The sequence below is a fragment of the Nonomuraea sp. bgisy101 genome (assembly GCF_057708945.1).
This window is the reverse complement of the sequence record NZ_JBYITD010000009.1, coordinates 309,629-324,431: the sequence shown is the minus strand read 5'-3', so window position 1 is coordinate 324,431 and position 14,803 is coordinate 309,629. Positions and strand designations below refer to the sequence as shown.

Annotated in this window: 12 protein-coding genes; 11 read left to right on the top strand and 1 reads right to left on the bottom strand. The window is 71.9% G+C overall.

Annotated elements, in window-relative coordinates; translation table 11 throughout:
- Positions 1-88: 88 nt before the first annotated feature.
- From AC3EO4_RS19765 to AC3EO4_RS19715, 11 genes are all read left to right on the top strand, one after another.
- On the top strand, positions 89-442 hold the full coding sequence (locus AC3EO4_RS19765) for a hypothetical protein (protein ID WP_379582666.1): 354 nt from the start codon (positions 89-91) through the stop codon (positions 440-442).
- A 361-nt stretch (positions 443-803) separates the two neighbouring features.
- The gene (gene tuf / locus AC3EO4_RS19760) at positions 804-1,970 is read left to right on the top strand and encodes an elongation factor Tu (RefSeq protein ID WP_379582668.1); all 1,167 of its coding nucleotides are present in this window, start codon (positions 804-806) and stop codon (positions 1,968-1,970) included.
- Positions 1,971-2,165: 195 nt separating this feature from the next.
- Positions 2,166-4,001: a S9 family peptidase gene (locus AC3EO4_RS19755; RefSeq protein WP_431896973.1), complete on the top strand. Its 1,836-nt coding sequence runs from the start codon at positions 2,166-2,168 to the stop codon at positions 3,999-4,001.
- Positions 3,965-5,275 (top strand): serine hydrolase domain-containing protein, encoded by a 1,311-nt coding sequence (locus tag AC3EO4_RS19750; protein WP_379582672.1) that lies wholly within the window; start codon positions 3,965-3,967, stop codon positions 5,273-5,275. The genes AC3EO4_RS19755 and AC3EO4_RS19750 overlap by 37 nt, the downstream gene beginning before the upstream one ends.
- Before the next feature lie 9 nt (positions 5,276-5,284).
- Entirely contained in the window at positions 5,285-6,610 is a 1,326-nt protein-coding gene (locus AC3EO4_RS19745; RefSeq protein WP_431896972.1) for a serine hydrolase domain-containing protein, read from the top strand.
- Positions 6,603-7,451 carry a serine hydrolase gene (locus AC3EO4_RS19740; protein WP_431896970.1) on the top strand — a complete coding sequence of 283 codons (849 nt, stop codon included), beginning with the start codon at positions 6,603-6,605 and terminating at the stop codon, positions 7,449-7,451. Before AC3EO4_RS19745 ends, AC3EO4_RS19740 begins: the two co-directional genes overlap by 8 nt.
- Positions 7,452-7,480: 29 nt before the next feature.
- Positions 7,481-9,064, top strand: a complete 1,584-nt coding sequence (locus AC3EO4_RS19735) for a PucR family transcriptional regulator (RefSeq protein ID WP_431896969.1) — start codon at positions 7,481-7,483, stop codon at positions 9,062-9,064.
- An 87-nt stretch (positions 9,065-9,151) separates the two neighbouring features.
- Positions 9,152-10,741, top strand: coding sequence for an ABC transporter substrate-binding protein (locus AC3EO4_RS19730; protein WP_379582682.1), 1,590 nt, complete (start codon positions 9,152-9,154; stop codon positions 10,739-10,741).
- Between the two features lie 9 nt (positions 10,742-10,750).
- Positions 10,751-11,677, top strand: a complete 927-nt coding sequence (locus AC3EO4_RS19725) for an ABC transporter permease (protein WP_431896986.1) — start codon at positions 10,751-10,753, stop codon at positions 11,675-11,677.
- Positions 11,677-13,491 carry a dipeptide/oligopeptide/nickel ABC transporter permease/ATP-binding protein gene (locus AC3EO4_RS19720; RefSeq protein ID WP_379582684.1) on the top strand — a complete coding sequence of 605 codons (1,815 nt, stop codon included), beginning with the start codon at positions 11,677-11,679 and terminating at the stop codon, positions 13,489-13,491. The genes AC3EO4_RS19725 and AC3EO4_RS19720 overlap by 1 nt, the downstream gene beginning before the upstream one ends.
- Positions 13,488-14,165 (top strand): ABC transporter ATP-binding protein, encoded by a 678-nt coding sequence (locus AC3EO4_RS19715; RefSeq protein ID WP_379582686.1) that lies wholly within the window; start codon positions 13,488-13,490, stop codon positions 14,163-14,165. Before AC3EO4_RS19720 ends, AC3EO4_RS19715 begins: the two co-directional genes overlap by 4 nt.
- Positions 14,166-14,258: 93 nt before the next feature.
- Here AC3EO4_RS19715 and AC3EO4_RS19710 read toward each other — a convergent pair whose 3' ends face one another.
- The gene (locus AC3EO4_RS19710; protein ID WP_379582687.1) at positions 14,259-14,786 is read right to left on the bottom strand and encodes a universal stress protein; all 528 of its coding nucleotides are present in this window, start codon (positions 14,784-14,786) and stop codon (positions 14,259-14,261) included.
- Between the last annotated feature and the right edge of the window lie 17 nt (positions 14,787-14,803).

Genomic DNA, 14,803 nt, shown 5'->3' with positions numbered 1-14,803 from the left:
GCAAGAGAGGACGGAGACAGGAATGCCTCGCACTCGACGTGTGCTAGTCGGCCCAGCGCTCCTCACTGCCTTGGTATGCGGCCCGGCCATGGCCGCTCACGCGTCCGCGGAGTCTCCGGGCGGCGTCGGCGCCACCATGGTCGTGAGCGCTCCGGCGGGTCCGGCGATGGCGAACACCGGTCTGGAGCCGAAGCCCAAGCAGTACCGCAAGGGCCGCAACGCCGGATTCGCCGACGGACGGGCCGACTGCAAGAGCGGAAGGCCCTACGACCTCAACATCTCAGGAAGCGGTGCCTTCTACCGCGGCTTCCGCGACGGCTACAACTCCGGCTTCCACAGTTGCCAGCGGCCGTCCCCGTCCAAGCCACCGACGACGAAGCCGCCTGAGAGCCCGGCGCCGGCTCCGCCGACGAGCCCGCCGGCGTCGCCGACGCGGTCGTAGCCTCCAGCGCTGTGGGCTCGCCAGAGTCCACAGCACCCGGATGGCCAAGGGCATCGGCCGCGGGCGCCGGCGACGCCGAACACGCCGGCACGCAGCCGCGCGCCCACTCGCCTCGCGGCCGATCCGTCGCGACACCGGGCGACGGAATAATCCGTTGCGGTTCGCTGCTGTCAGGCGACACCATGACGTTCATGTTCCGCCACGCTCTCCTGACGACGCCCGCAGCCGCGGGCGCGTTCGAGCGTGCCTTCGACGGCCTGGAGCGCTGACCTCTTCCCGTAAGTCCTGAAGTGACCCGGCGGGGGGAGGTTGGCCGGCCCGCACGGGTCACGAGAAATCTCAGGCGTCAAGGGAAGGAACCATGGCCAAGCAGGCCTACGTGCGCAACAAGCCGCACCTCAACATCGGCACGATGGGTCACGTCGACCACGGCAAGACCACGCTGACCGCCGCGATCACCAAGGTGCTCGCCGAGCGGGGCGGCGCGACGTACACGCCGTTCGAGAGGATCGACCGCACGCCCGAGGAGGCGCAGCGGGGCATCACGATCAACATCTCGCACGTCGAGTACGAGACGGCCACCAGGCACTACGCGCACGTGGACATGCCGGGGCACGCCGACTACGTGAAGAACATGATCACGGGGGCGGCGCAGCTCGACGGGGCGATCCTGGTCGTGTCCGCGCAGGACGGCATCATGCCGCAGACCCGCGAGCACGTGCTGCTCGCCAGGCGGGTCGGGGTCGAGCACCTGGTCGTCGCCCTGAACAAGGCCGACGGCGCCGACCCCGAGCTGGCCGACCTGGTCGAGCTGGAGCTGTCGGAACTGCTGGCCGAGCACGGGTACGGCGACGTGCCCATGGTCCGGGTCTCCGGGCTGCGGGCCCTGGAGGGCGACCCCGAGTGGACGGCGTCCGTCGAGGCGCTGCTGCAGGCGGTCGACGACCACATCCCGGTGCCCGTCCGCTATGTCGACGCGCCGTTCCTCATGCCGGTGGAGAACGTGCTCACCGTCACCGGTCGCGGCACGGTCGTCACCGGCGCGATCGAGCGGGGCGTCGTCAAGATCGGCGACACCGTCGAGGTGGTCGGGTTCGGGGACGGCTTCACCGCGGTCGTGACCGGGGTCGAGACCTTCGGCAAGACCATGGAGCGGGGCGAGTCCGGCGACAACGCCGCGGTGCTCCTGCGGGGCGTGCGACGTGAGCAGGTACGCCGCGGGCAGGTGCTGGCCGCGCCCGGCACGCAGAGCGCCCACCGGCGCCTGACCGCCAGGATCTACCTGCTCACGGAGGACGAGGGCGGGCGGCGCAAGCCCATCGCCAGCGGTTACCGTCCGCAGTTCTACCTCCGGACGACCGACGTGCCAGGCCAGATCGTCCTGGACGCGCCGGCCGGGCCAGGCGACACGGTGGAGGCCGTCGTCGAGCTGGGCGGCGCGGTGGCCCTCGAGCCCGGCCTGGGCTTCGCGATCCGCGAGGGCGGGGTCACGGTCGGCGCGGGCACCGTGCTGACCGTCCTCGACTAGCGAGGCCCGGCAGGGCACACGACGGCGGCCGGATCCCACCCGGGATCCGGCCGCCTCGCCGTGGCGGGGCAGGCACCGTCCCCCGCTCGCTCGTCACCCTCCAGCGGGAGATCCTCGTCCTCCAGCACAATGAACGGTCCCCGCTTCGTCCGCGCGACCGAAGAAGCGGGAAAGGACCTGGCCTACCGTTCGATCATGTCCCGCCTCTCCCCGAACGACCTCTTCCGCATCGCCGTACCAGGTGATCCGCAGGTGCGCCCCGACGGCGGCGCGGTCGCCTACACGGTGACCACCGCGGACAGAGACGCCGACGAGAATCGTTGCGAGCTGTGGCTGGCCGAGCCGGGCCGCGAACCTCGCCGCCTGACCAGCGGCCCCGGCGACCAGGCGCCCCGCTGGTCACCGGACGGGCGCACGCTCGCCTTCCTGCGCCCCGTGGACGGCAAGCCGCAGATCCACCTGCTGCCGATGGACGGCGGCGAGCCGCGCGTGGTCACCACCGAGGGGGCGGGCACACCGGTGTGGTCGCCCGACGGCCGCCGCCTGGCCTTCACCGCCCCGCACGGGGAGGCGGAGCCGCACGCGCCTGTCGTCGCCGACACCCTGGAGTACAAGGTGGACGGTGCCGGCCTGCTGCGCGACCTGCGTGCCCACCTGGTCGTGGTGGACGTGGACTCGGGCGAGTGGCGCAGGCTCACCGGCGGCGACTTCCACGCGGGGGAACCCGCCTGGTCGCCCGACGGGCAGCAGCTCGCCTTCGTCTCCAGCATGGAGCCCGACAGGGATCTGACCCCCGACGGCGCCGTCTACGTCGTCGGTCTCGACGAAGGGGAGCCGAAGCGGCTGACCGACCCCGGCGTGATCTGCATGGGCGTGTGGTGGCTGGGCGAGCGCGTGGTCGTGGCGGGCTTCAAGGGCGACCCGATCGGGCACACCCGCCTGTTCGAGCTCGACGCCACGGGGCTCACCGAGATCGAGACGGGCCTGGACCGCAACATCATGGTGGGCGCCCCGGGCTACCCGGGTGCTTCGCCCGTCGTCCTGGGCGGCGAGCTGCTGTTCTGCGCCCGCGACGGCGGCCTGACCCACCTGTTCGCCGCGCCAGGCAGTACCAGGGTGGGGGGCGAGAACAGCGTCATGGGCGTGAGCGCCGCGGGCGGCCATCTCGCCTACGTGGCCGCGACTCCGGGCAGCCCGGGCGACGTCTACCTCGACGACCGGCGGCTCACCGACCACGCGCTGCCCGACGTGGAGCTGTTCCCGCTCGAACGCCGGGTGTTCACCGCGCCGGACGGCACCCCCGTCGAGGGCTTCCTCCTGCGCGACCCCGCCCTGAAGGAGCCGGGACCGCTCCTGCTCGACGTGCACGGCGGGCCGCACAACGCGTGGGCGCCCGTCTTCGACGGCGTCCACCTCTACCACCAGGTCCTGGCCGCTCGCGGCTGGAGCGTGCTCACGCTCAACCCGCGCGGCAGCGACGGGTACGGCGAGGCCTTCTACACCGCCGCGATCGGCGCGTGGGGCCTGAAGGACGCCGACGACTTCCTGAGCCCGCTCGACGACCTCGTCAGGGAGGGCGTCGCCGACCCCGATCGCCTGGCCATCACCGGCTACAGCTACGGCGGCTACATGACCTGCTGGCTGTCGGCCACCACCGACAGGTTCAAGGCCGCGATCCCCGGCGGCTGCGTCAGCGACCTGACCAGCATGTCGGGCACCTCGGACGCCGGGTACTTCCTGAAGATGTTCGAGTGCTGCGGCGATCTGACCGCGCAGTCCCCGCTCACGCACGTCGCCGGCGTGACGGCCCCCACCCTCGTGCTGCACGGCGAGCGCGACGACCGCTGCCCCGTCGGCCAGGCCGAGCAGTGGTTCGCCGCGCTGCGCGAGCGCGGCGTGCCCGCGCGCCTCGTGCGCTACCCGGGCGGCTCACACCTGTTCATCCTCAACGGACGCCCGTCCCACAGGATCGACTACAACGAAAGGATCGTCGCGTGGCTGGAGCAATGGGTGATCGGCTCCGAGAGCTGATCGCCGAATACGACGTGCCAGGAGCCGCTCTCGCCTACCTCCACCAAGGTGAGGTGCACGAGAGCGCGGCAGGCGTCCTGAACCGGAGCACGGGCACGGAGGTGACACCGGACTCGCTCTTCCAGATCGGCTCGGTCACCAAGGTGTGGACGGCCACCCAGCTCATGCTCCTGGCCGAGCAGGGTGTGCTCACCCTCGACACGCCCGTCGCCGAGCTGCTGCCGGACTTCAAGGTCGCCGACCCCGAGGTGACCGCCAAGGTCACGGTCCGACACCTGCTCACCCACACCTCAGGCATCGACGGCGACCTCTTCCTCGACACGGGCCGGGGCGACGACTGCGTCGAGCGCTACGTCGCCGCCTGCGCCGACCTGGCGCAGAACCACCCCCTCGGCGCCTCCCAGTCCTACTGCAACTCGGGTTTCATCATCGCGGGCAGGCTCGTCGAGCACCTGACGGGCAAGGTGTGGGACCAGGCGCTGCGCGAACAGATCATCGAACCGCTCGGCCTCACCCACACCTGGACCCTTCCCGAGGACGTGCTGCGCTTCGGCGCCGCCGTCGGCCACGTCGACGGCGAGGTCGCCCCGGCCTGGGGCCTCATGCGCTCGTGCGGCCCCGCGGGCCTGATCACCGCCAGGCCCGCGGACGTCGTCGCCTTCGCCCGCGCCCACCTGGAGGGCGGCCTGCTCAAGGACCCGCGGGCGATGTGGGAGCCGCAGGTGGCCATCCCCAACCCGCACACGCTGGGCTCGCACTGGGGAATCGGCTGGATCCTCGACGAGTGGGACGGGCACCGCGTGGTCTCGCACGGCGGCAACACCATCGGCCAGTCGTCGATGCTGTGGATGCTGCCCGACACCGGAACCATCGCCTGCGCCGTGGCCAACGGCGGGCACACCGCCGCCTTCTTCCACCATCTGGCCACCGAGCTGTTCCGCGAGACGGACGGCGTGGCCGTACCGCCGGTGCTGGGGCCGCCCGCGCAGCCCGTGCAGGTGGACGGGAGCCGGTTCGCGGGTGTGTACGAGCGGGTCGGCGCGCGGTTCACGATCTCCGAAGGCGACGGCGGCCTGAAGCTGCTGATGGAGTCGACCGGAGCCCTGTCCGAGCTCGATGAGCCGGTCGCGTTCGACCTTACCCCCGTGGACGAGGTCACCTACGTCGGCCGCCGCCCCGGCGACCCGCAGTGGCTGTCGGCGGTGTTCTACGAGCTGGCCGACGGCTCCCCCTACGTCCACCTGGGCGTCCGCGCCACCCCCAAGATCGCCTGAGGAGAACGCATGGACCTGCAGAACCGCCTCGACGAGGTCGCCCGCGACCACAAGGTGCCCGGCGCCGCCATCGCCGTCTGGGCGGGGGGCGAGCTGATCGAGGCCGCCACCGGCGTCGTCAACAGGGACACGGGCGTGGAGACCACACCCGACAGCCTGTTCCAGGTCGGCTCCACCACCAAGATCTGGACGTCCGCCCTGGTCATGCGTCTGGTCGAGCAGGGCGTCGTCGACCTCGACGCGCCCGTGCGCAAGTACCTGCCGGAGTTCGGCCTGGCCGACGCGGCCGCCTCGGAGACGGTCACCATCAGGCACCTGCTGACCCACACCGGCGGCTTCGAAGGCGACCTGTTCGAGGACACCGGGCGTGGTGACGACTGCCTCGACCGGTTCGTGGGCTACCTGCACGGCGCGGCCCAGGTCTTCGAGCCCGGCGCGATGTTCTCCTACTGCAACTCGGGCTTCGTCGTGCTCGGCGCGCTGGCCGCCAGGCTCACCGGAGGGACCTGGGAGCAGGCCGTCCGGGAGCGGCTGATGGGTCCGCTCGGCGTCACCCACGCGGGCCTGTTCGCCGAGGAGGCCATCGTGTTCCGCGCCTCGGTGGGGCACCTCGGACCGGAGAACGTGGTCAATCCGAACTGGCAGATGCCGCGCTCGAACGCGCCGGCCGGCTCCACCCTGTGCCTGGCTCCGCGCGAGCTGGTCCGCTTCGGGCGGATGTTCCTCAACGGCGGCATGGCCGAGGACGGCACGAGGGTGCTGGAGGAGGAGACCGTCACGGCGATGACCACCGCCCAGGTGGACGTGCCGGGCGTGCGAGGGCTGCTCGCCGACCGGTGGGGGCTCGGCTTCGAGCTGTTCGACTGGGGAGCCCCCGTCTACGGGCACGACGGCGGCACCGTCGGGCAGAGCACGTTCTGGCGGATCGTGCCCGGGGCCGACTTCTCGATCGCGATGAGCTGCAACGGCGGCGACGTGGCCGGGCTCATCAAGGATCTCGCCTTCCCCGTGATCAGCGAGCTGTCAGGGGTGACGCCCACCCCGCTGCCGACCGTCCCTGAGCGGCCGGAGAGCGTCGACGCCTCCGAGTTCGCGGGAACCTACACCGGGCCCGCCGCGGTGCAGGAGGTGGCGGCGGTCGACGGCGGACTGGAGCTGACGACCATTCCCGGCGAGTTCATGCGCAACGCCGGCGTGGAGCGCACGACCGAGAAGTACGTCCACCACTCGGACCGGTCCTTCATCGACCTGGAGGGCAAGGGGACGATCACCTTCCTGGAGCGGAACGGGCGCCTCTACCTTCACGGGGGCGGCAGGGCGGTGGCACGTGCGTGAGCTGTTCGAGGCCGCGGACGTCGAGGGATACCTGCACGCGCGGGAGATCGACGGCGACCTCGAGGTGTGCCACGGGGCCGACGACCCCGTGGTGCTCGCCTCCGTCTTCAAGATTCCGATCGTCCTGGAGTACGCCAGGCAGGCGGAGGCGGGCCTGATCTCCAGGACCGAGCGGCTGCCCGTGACCAAGGAGCACCGCGACGGCGGCATCGGCACCTCGGGCTGCGCCGACGAGGTCGAGCTGTCGCTGCGCGACCTGGCGTACTTCATGATGTCGATGAGCGACAACGCCGCCACCGACGTGCTGCTGGAGAAGGTGGGGGTGGACCGCGTCAACGCCACCCTCGCCGAGCTCGGGCTCACCTCCACGCACCTGATCGGCGACTGCAGGGTCCTGCTGGCCACCGTCCTGACCGAGCTCGGCGCGAGCTCGTGGGAGGACCTGGAGGGCACGGCTCCTGAGCGGCTGCGCACGCTGTCGGTGCTCGACCCCGCCAGGACCTCCGCCTCCACCCCGCGCGAGACCACCACCCTGTTGGCCAAGATCTGGCGCGACGAGGCGGGGCCCGCGCAGGCGTGCGCGGAGGTCAGGGAGATCATGGGACGGCAGGTCTGGCCGCACCGGCTGTCGTCCGGCTTCGGCGACGACGTGCGCGTCTCCGGCAAGACCGGCACGATCTTCGGCATCCGCAACGAGGCGGGCGTCGTGGAGTATCCCGACGGGAAACGCTACGCCGTCGCGGTCTACCTCAGGCCGCGTTCCCTCGGCTACCGCCTGCCCAGGGCGGACGCCGTCATCGGAGCGGCGGCCCGCGAGGCGGTCGACGAGCTACGCGGCTGATGTCGGTCTTCGTCCACTATCGTGAGGAGATGACGACCCGTCCGCGGGCCAGTCTGCGCCGGATCCTCGACGACCTGGGCAGCACGGTGCTCGACGTTGCCGCCTCGCCAGGCGATCTCGACGCCGAGGTCACAGGCGTCCACATCTACGACCCCCTCGACGAGTTGCTGCTGCCCGCGGGCGGGCTGCTGCTCGCCGTGGGGGTCGAGGGCGCGGAGAGCATCTGCGACCTGCTGGAGGCCGCCAGAGCGGGCTCCGGCATCGTGGTCAAGCAGCCTGTCGCGGCCGACGAGCGGGTGCGGACCAAGGTCCTGGAGACGGGCGTGGCCGTCCTCGGCCTCACCCGCGCCGCCTCCTGGGCCCAGGTGGCGGCGCTGCTGCGCTCCGTGCTGGCGGAAGACGACCTGACGGAGCCCGGCCAGGAGCCGCCCGACGACCTGTTCTCCCTGGCCAACGCGCTGTGCGCGCTGCTGGACGCGCCGGTCACGATCGAGGATCGCTCCTCGCGGGTACTTGCCTACTCCGGCCGCCAGGACGAGGCCGACCCCGGCAGGATCGCCACCGTGCTCGGCCGCCAGGTACCCGAGGTGTACCGGCGCATGCTCGACGAGCAGGGCTGGTTCCGCAAGATCTACCAGAGCCCCGGCCCTGTCTACCTGGCCCTGTTCGACACGCTGCCGCGCGTGGCGATCGCAGTCCGGTCGGGCGACGAGATCCTCGGCTCCATCTGGGCCGCCGTACGGGAGCCGCTCAGCGAGCAGCGCGAGTGGGCGCTCATCGACGCCGCCAAGATCGTCGCGCTGCATCTGCTGCGCCAGCGCGTGGGCAGCGACACGCGCAGGCGGCTGCAGGCCGACCTGCTGTCCACCATCCTGGAGGGCGGCAGGGACGCCGCCGAGGCGGCGGGCCGCCTCGGGGTGGCCAGCGAGCGATTGTGCGTGCTGGCCGCGCAGCTCACCGGGACGCACGCCGACGCCGCCCAGTCGGAGTCGGACAGGCAGCGCTTCTGCGACGCGCTCGCCCTCCACGTCGGCGCCATCCACCCCAAGGCCGCCGCCGCCCTGGTCGGATCGGTGGCCTACGCCCTCCTGCCGCTGCACGCCAGCGGCGAGGAGGAGGCGCGGGCCGTGCGGGTGGCGCAGAGTTTCCTGTCCAGAGTGGGCCCGCGCCACAGCGCCAACATCGGGGTGGGCAGGCTGGCCGCCGACCTGGGCGAGGTGGCCAGGTCGCGGGCCGACGCCGACAGGTCGCTCCGGGTGCTGCGCTCAAGGGGCGGCTCAGGTCAGGTCGCGGGCTACAGCGACGTGCACTTCGAGTCGCTGCTGCTGCAACTGGGCGACCTGGCCGCGGCGGAGGCACAGATGCCGACCGGGCCCTACCATCGGCTGCTGCACTACGACGCCGAGCACGGCACCGAGCTGGCCGCCACGCTGGGGGCCTACCTCGACAGCTTCGGAGACGTCAACGCCGCCGCGGCCGCCGTGCACGTGCACTCCAACACCTTCAGGTACCGGCTGCGCCGCCTGACCGAGATCAGCGGCCTCGACCTCGCCGACCCCGAGGCGCGGCTGGCCGCCATGCTCATGATGCGCATCTTCGGACGACGGCACTAGACGACCGGCTCCTTTCGTCGCGGCGCACGAAGATTCCCGCCAGGGCAAAGAGGAGGGTGAGGCAACCCACCCAGCCGGGAGCTTCGCATGAACAGAACCACCGCGGTGACCGTGGTCGCCGTCACAGGACTGCTCGCCGCCGCCTGCGGCGCGTCGCCATCCACCCCGGGCGGTGGTGGCGTCGTCGAGAACGCCACCTTCACCGCCGCGATCCCCGCCGACCCCGGCGTCCTCGATCCTGCCACGGCCATCCTGGCCGTCACCAACAACACATTGAACTACGCCTACGACACCCTGGTCACCACGAAGGCCGACGGGACGCTCGTCCCCACCCTGGCCGAGAAATGGGATGTCAAGCCCGAGTCGGTGACCTTCACCCTGCGCAAGAACGTCACGTGCGCCGACGGCTCCCCTGTGACCCCTTCGGTCGTGGCGGAGAACTTCACCCACATCGCCGACCCCGCCACGAAGTCTCCCGTCTACGGCGTGCTCATCCCCGCCGGGATGACCGCCAAGGCCGACGACGCCGCCGGAACCGTGACGCTGACGATGCCCCAGCCGTTCTCCTTCATCCTGGAGAGCGCCGCGAGCGTCTACATCGTCTGCGGCAAGGGGTTGAAGGACCGCTCGCTGCTGGCGAGGCAGACCTCGGGTTCGGGCATCTTCCAGCTGACCGAGGTCGTCTCGGGCGACCACTACACCTTCGCCCTCCGCAAGGACTACGGCTGGGGCCCGGACGGCGTGACGGGCAGGACGCCGGGACTGCCGGCCAAGCTCGTGCTGAAGGTCGTGCCCAACGAGCAGACCGCGGTCAACCTGCTGACGTCTGGAGGGCTGAACGCCGCCGTCGTCGAGGGACCCGACAGGCAGCGGGTGGAGGCCGACCCCTCCGTCAAGAAGACCGTCGTCGGCGGCGGCAACGGCCAGTACTTCTACCATCAGGGCGAGGGCCATCCGACCGCCGACCCCGTGGTGCGCAAGGCGCTGACCCAGGGCGTCAACCTGACGGAGCTGGCCGCGATCGCCTCCGGGGGGAACGGCAGGAAACCCACCAACCTCGTCCTCGAGCCGCGGCCGTGCAAGGGCGACAGCGTCAGCGGGCACCTGCCCGCCCACGACCCCGCGGCCGCGGCCGCCGCGCTGGACGCCGCGGGATGGAAGCAGGGCCCCGACGGCATCAGGGTCAAGGACGGCAAGCGGCTGACCATCCGCTACCTGCACGCCACCACGCGAGGGCAGGGCGTGCTGGCCGCCGCCGAGTACCTGGCGACCACCTGGAAGAAGCTCGGCGCCGAGGTGCGCCTCCAGGGTGTCATCGACACCAAGCTGGCCGAGTCGCTGAACGTCACGCAGGACTGGGACGCGGCGTGGCTGCCGATCGGCGTGTCGCTGCCCTCCCAGCTGATCGGGTTCCTCAGCGGGCCGAACGCCCCCAAGGGCGCCAACTTCGCCCACCTGAACAACAGCCGCTACAACGAGCTGGTCGCCAAGGCCGCGGCCAGGCCGGGCGCGGAGAGCTGCGGCGACTGGCTGGCCGCGGAGTCGGCCCTGTTCGAGGCCGGCGACCTGGTGCCGGTGGTGGAGAACACCGCGCTCATCGCGACGAAGGGCGCCACCGTCGAGGTCGTCGCCACCCAGATCGCGCCCACCTCCATCCGCATGACGAAGGCGGGCTGACCATTGCTCGTGCTGCGCCGCGCGGCCAGGTTCGCGGTGGGCCTGGCCGCCCTGATGCTCGCCACGTTCGCGATGATCCACCTGATCCCCGGCGACCCCGTCAGGGCGGCCCTCGGCCCCGCCGCCCCCGCCGAGCTGGTCGCCACGCGCACGTCCGCGCTCGGCCTGGACAAGCCGCTTCCCGAGCAGTTCGTCACCTACGTCTCGCAGGTCGTCAGCGGCGACTTCGGCACCTCCTTCCTCACCGGGGAACCGGTCGGCCAGATCATCGCCGACCGGTTGCCGAACACGCTCACGCTCGCCGTCCTCGCCACCCTCGTCGCGCTGCTGGTGGCGGTCCCCGTCGGTCTCTGGGTCGCGATCCGCACGGAGAACGGCCGCCGCAGGGGCACCGAGATCGGCTTCACCGCCGGCACCGGCGCGGCCGTGGCCGTCCCCGAGTTCCTCTACTCGATCGCGCTGGTCGTCGTCTTCGCCATCACGCTGGGCTGGTTCCCGCCCGCGGGCAAGGAGGGGCCGCTGTCGTACGTGCTGCCGGTCGCCGCGCTGGCGATCGGGCCGGCGGCGCTCGTCGCCCGACTGGTCAGGGTGGAGACGGCGCGTGAGCTCGGCAAGGACTACGTCAGGCTGGCCAGGGCCAAGCGGCTGCCCCATGCCATGGTCCACCTCAAGCACGTGCTGCCCAACGCGCTGACCGCGACGCTGACGACGGGCGGCCTGCTGCTCGGCGGGCTCATCGCCGGCAGTGTGCTGGTCGAGTACGTCTTCGCATGGCCAGGACTCGGCATGCGGATGACGGAGGCGATCACGCAGAAGGACTTCCCCGTCGCGCAGGGTGTGATCCTCGTCTACGGCGCGATCGTGCTCATCGTCAACCTGGCAGTGGACCTGGTGCTCGGCGTGCTCGACCCCAAGTCGACCATCAAGGAGAGCTGATGCGGACCCTCTCGGGGGTGGCCGGAGCGGCCATCGTCGCGCTCATGCTGGTGCTGGCCGTCATCGGACCCCCCATCTGGGGCGACAGGGCCGAGCTCATCGACCCGGTCGCGGCGCTGCAGGGGGCCTCGGCCGCGCACCCTCTCGGCACCGACAGCCTCGGCCGCGACATCCTGGCCAGGATGCTGGTGGCCACCAGGTTCTCGCTCCTGCTCGCCGTGCTGGCGGCCGCCATCGGCGCGGCGATCGGCGTGGTGCTCGGCGCCATGCCCTCCGTCCTGCCCCGCAGGCTCGGGCGGCTCGTCAGCGGCACCGTCAACGCCCTGGTGGCCTTCCCCGGGCTGCTGCTGGCCATGTTCACCGCCGTCGTGGCGGGACTCGGCGCGCGCGGGGCGGTTCTCGGCATCGGCGTCGCCGTCGCGCCGGGATTCGCCAGGCTCACCCAGACGCTGGCCGCCTCCGTGGCCGGATCCGACTACGTGGCCGCCGCCAGGCTCCTCGGCGTATCCCGCACGAGGATCGTGACCCGGCACGTGCTGCCGAACATCGCCGAGCCGCTCATCCTCAACCTGACCACCATGATCGGCGGCAGCCTTCTGGGGCTCGCCGGGATGTCCTTCCTCGGGCTCGGTGTACAACCGCCGAGCTACGACTGGGGGCGGCTGCTGTTCGACGGGTTCAGCCGGATCTACGTCAGCCCGCTCGTGGCGCTCGGGCCCGCGCTGATGGTGGTGCTGGCGGGCGTCGGGTTCAACCTGGTGGGCGAGGCGCTGGCCAGGACCGCGTCACGCTCTGCCGTCCACGGGGCGGAGCCGTCCGTCCCGCGCCCGCGCCTCACGGGCGACGACGAGCCGCACGACACCGAGGCGGTGCTGGAGGTCAGAGACCTCACCGTCACCTTTCCCGGCGGCGTCACCCCCGTGCGCGAGGTCTCGCTGACCGTCGGACCCGGCGAGATCGTCGGAGTCGTGGGGGAGTCGGGCAGCGGCAAGAGCCTGACGGCCTACGCCGTCGGCGGGCTCGTGCCGTACCCGGGGGTGGTCGGCGGCGGACCCGTGCTGCTGTGCGGGCAGGACGTGCACGCCCTGCCCGAAGGCGAGCGGAGAAAGGTGCTCGGCACCTCGCTCGCCATGGTCTTCCAGGACCCGATGGCCTCGCTCAACCCGGCGCTGAAGGTCGGCGGACAGCTGGCCGAGGTCGCCACCGTGCACCAGCGCGCCACCCGCGCCGACGCGTGGCGCAGGGCCGTGGACCGGCTCGGCCACGTGCGGATCAGCGACCCCGCCCGCCGCGCGGGCCAGCACCCTCACGAGTTCTCCGGCGGCATGCGCCAGCGCGCGGTCATCGCCATGGGCCTCATGGGCACGCCCAGGCTCATCATCGCCGACGAGCCCACCACCGGCCTCGACGTCACCGTGCAGGGGGAGATCCTTCGCCTGCTGCGCGAGGTGACCGAGGAGAGCGCGGCCGCGACCCTGTTCATCTCGCACGACATCGCCGTCGTCGGCTCGCTGTGCGACAGGATCGTCGTCATGTACGCGGGCCGCGTGGTCGAGGAACTGCCCGCCGACCAGCTGGCCGCCGCCGCCCACCCCTACACCCGCGCGCTGGTCTCCTCGGTGCCCGACATGGCCACCGACAGGTCGCTGCCGCTGGCCAGCATCCCCGGCCGCCAGCCCACCCCCGCCGAGGTCGGCGAAGGCTGCGCGTTCGCCGGCCGGTGCCCGCTGTCCACGAGCCGCTGCACGCAGGAGCGCCCCCCACTGGAAGAGCACGGCAAGGCGCACCGCGTCGCCTGCTGGGAGGTTTCGTGATCATCAAAGGACTGACGGTCAGGTTCGGCGCGTTCACCGCCGTCGACGACGTCACGCTGGACATCCCGCAGGGCCGCGTCGTCGGCCTCGTAGGCGAGTCGGGCTCCGGCAAGTCGACGGTGGCCAGGGCGGTCAGCGGGCTGGTGCCGTACACGGGAGTGATCGAGGACGGCGGCGGCGTCCAGATGGTCTTCCAGGACCCCTACGCCTCGCTGAACCCGCGGATGACGGTCGGCGCGTCCGTGGCCGAGGGGCTGCGCAGGCCCACCGCCCACGAGGTCGAACGCCTGCTCGGCCTGGTCTCGCTGCCCCCGCAGACGGCCGCCCGCTACCCTCGCGAGCTGTCGGGAGGGCAGCGCCAGCGGGTCGCCATCGCCCGCGCGCTCGGCGCCTCCCCGCGCCTGCTGATCGCCGACGAGATCACCTCGGCGCTGGACGTGTCGGTCCAGGGCGCCGTGCTGAACCTGGTGCGCGACCTGCGCGCCGAGCTCGGCCTGTCGATGCTGTTCATCTCGCACAACCTGGCGGTGGTCCGCTACGTCGCCGACGACATCGCGGTCATGCGTCACGGCAGGCTCGTCGAGTACGGCCCCACCGACCAGGTGGTGGAGGCGCCCGCACACGACTACACCAGGGCCCTGCTGGCGGCCGTGCCGCGCATGCCCGCCTCCTGAGCGGGCCGGGCAGGGCGAGCCTGAGCCGTTCCCGCCCCAGGCCCCGGCGAGTCCTCGCGCTTCCCCCGGACCCGGGTGCCCCGCCGGGTGGCCTCACTCGGCGGGGTGGCGCGGCGACAGCCAGCGGATCCACGCGGGACGGGAGGCGAAACCGAATCCCGTCATCGTGTCGGATCCCGGCGGGGTCGGCACGATGACCAGCGGGCAGCGGGCGTGGCTGGTGCAGTAGCGGCGCGTGGACGGGAACAGCAGCCGGTCCAGCGCGCCCCTGCGCCCCCTGCCGACGACCAGCAGGTCGGTCGGCCTGGCAAGCTCCACGAGGAGAGGTCCTGGCTCGCCGAGCCTGGCGATGGCGAGCGTGCTGATATCCGGCGGGGCGCCGCCGGCCATGTCGTCGAACAGGGTCTGGATGAGCTCGACGCTCCTGGCCTCCTCCAGCTGCCTGACAGCGTGCGTGTACGGCAGCGCCTCAGGAAACGGGTGCACGGGCGCCCTGCTGACATGGACGGCGACCAGGGCCATCGAACGCAGCCTGGCGGCCCCGACCGCCCAGATCAGCGCCCAGCGGGAGGCGGGTGTGTCGTCGACGCCGACGACCACGCGCGGTTCTTCGGGTAGCATCGCGTCCTCCTCAAGAG

Bases quoted from the DNA above. Each gene is read 5' to 3' on its own strand.
- AC3EO4_RS19745 (WP_431896972.1), top strand. From the start codon at position 5,285: ATGGACCTGCAGAACCGCCTCGACGAGGTCGCCCGCGACCACAAGGTG.
- AC3EO4_RS19755 (WP_431896973.1), top strand. From the start codon at position 2,166: ATGTCCCGCCTCTCCCCGAACGACCTCTTCCGCATCGCCGTACCAGGT.
- AC3EO4_RS19735 (WP_431896969.1), top strand. From the start codon at position 7,481: ATGACGACCCGTCCGCGGGCCAGTCTGCGCCGGATCCTCGACGACCTG.
- AC3EO4_RS19710 (WP_379582687.1), bottom strand. From the start codon at position 14,786: ATGCTACCCGAAGAACCGCGCGTGGTCGTCGGCGTCGACGACACACCC.
- tuf (WP_379582668.1), top strand. From the start codon at position 804: ATGGCCAAGCAGGCCTACGTGCGCAACAAGCCGCACCTCAACATCGGC.
- AC3EO4_RS19765 (WP_379582666.1), top strand. From the start codon at position 89: ATGGCCGCTCACGCGTCCGCGGAGTCTCCGGGCGGCGTCGGCGCCACC.
- AC3EO4_RS19730 (WP_379582682.1), top strand. From the start codon at position 9,152: ATGAACAGAACCACCGCGGTGACCGTGGTCGCCGTCACAGGACTGCTC.
- AC3EO4_RS19720 (WP_379582684.1), top strand. From the start codon at position 11,677: ATGCGGACCCTCTCGGGGGTGGCCGGAGCGGCCATCGTCGCGCTCATG.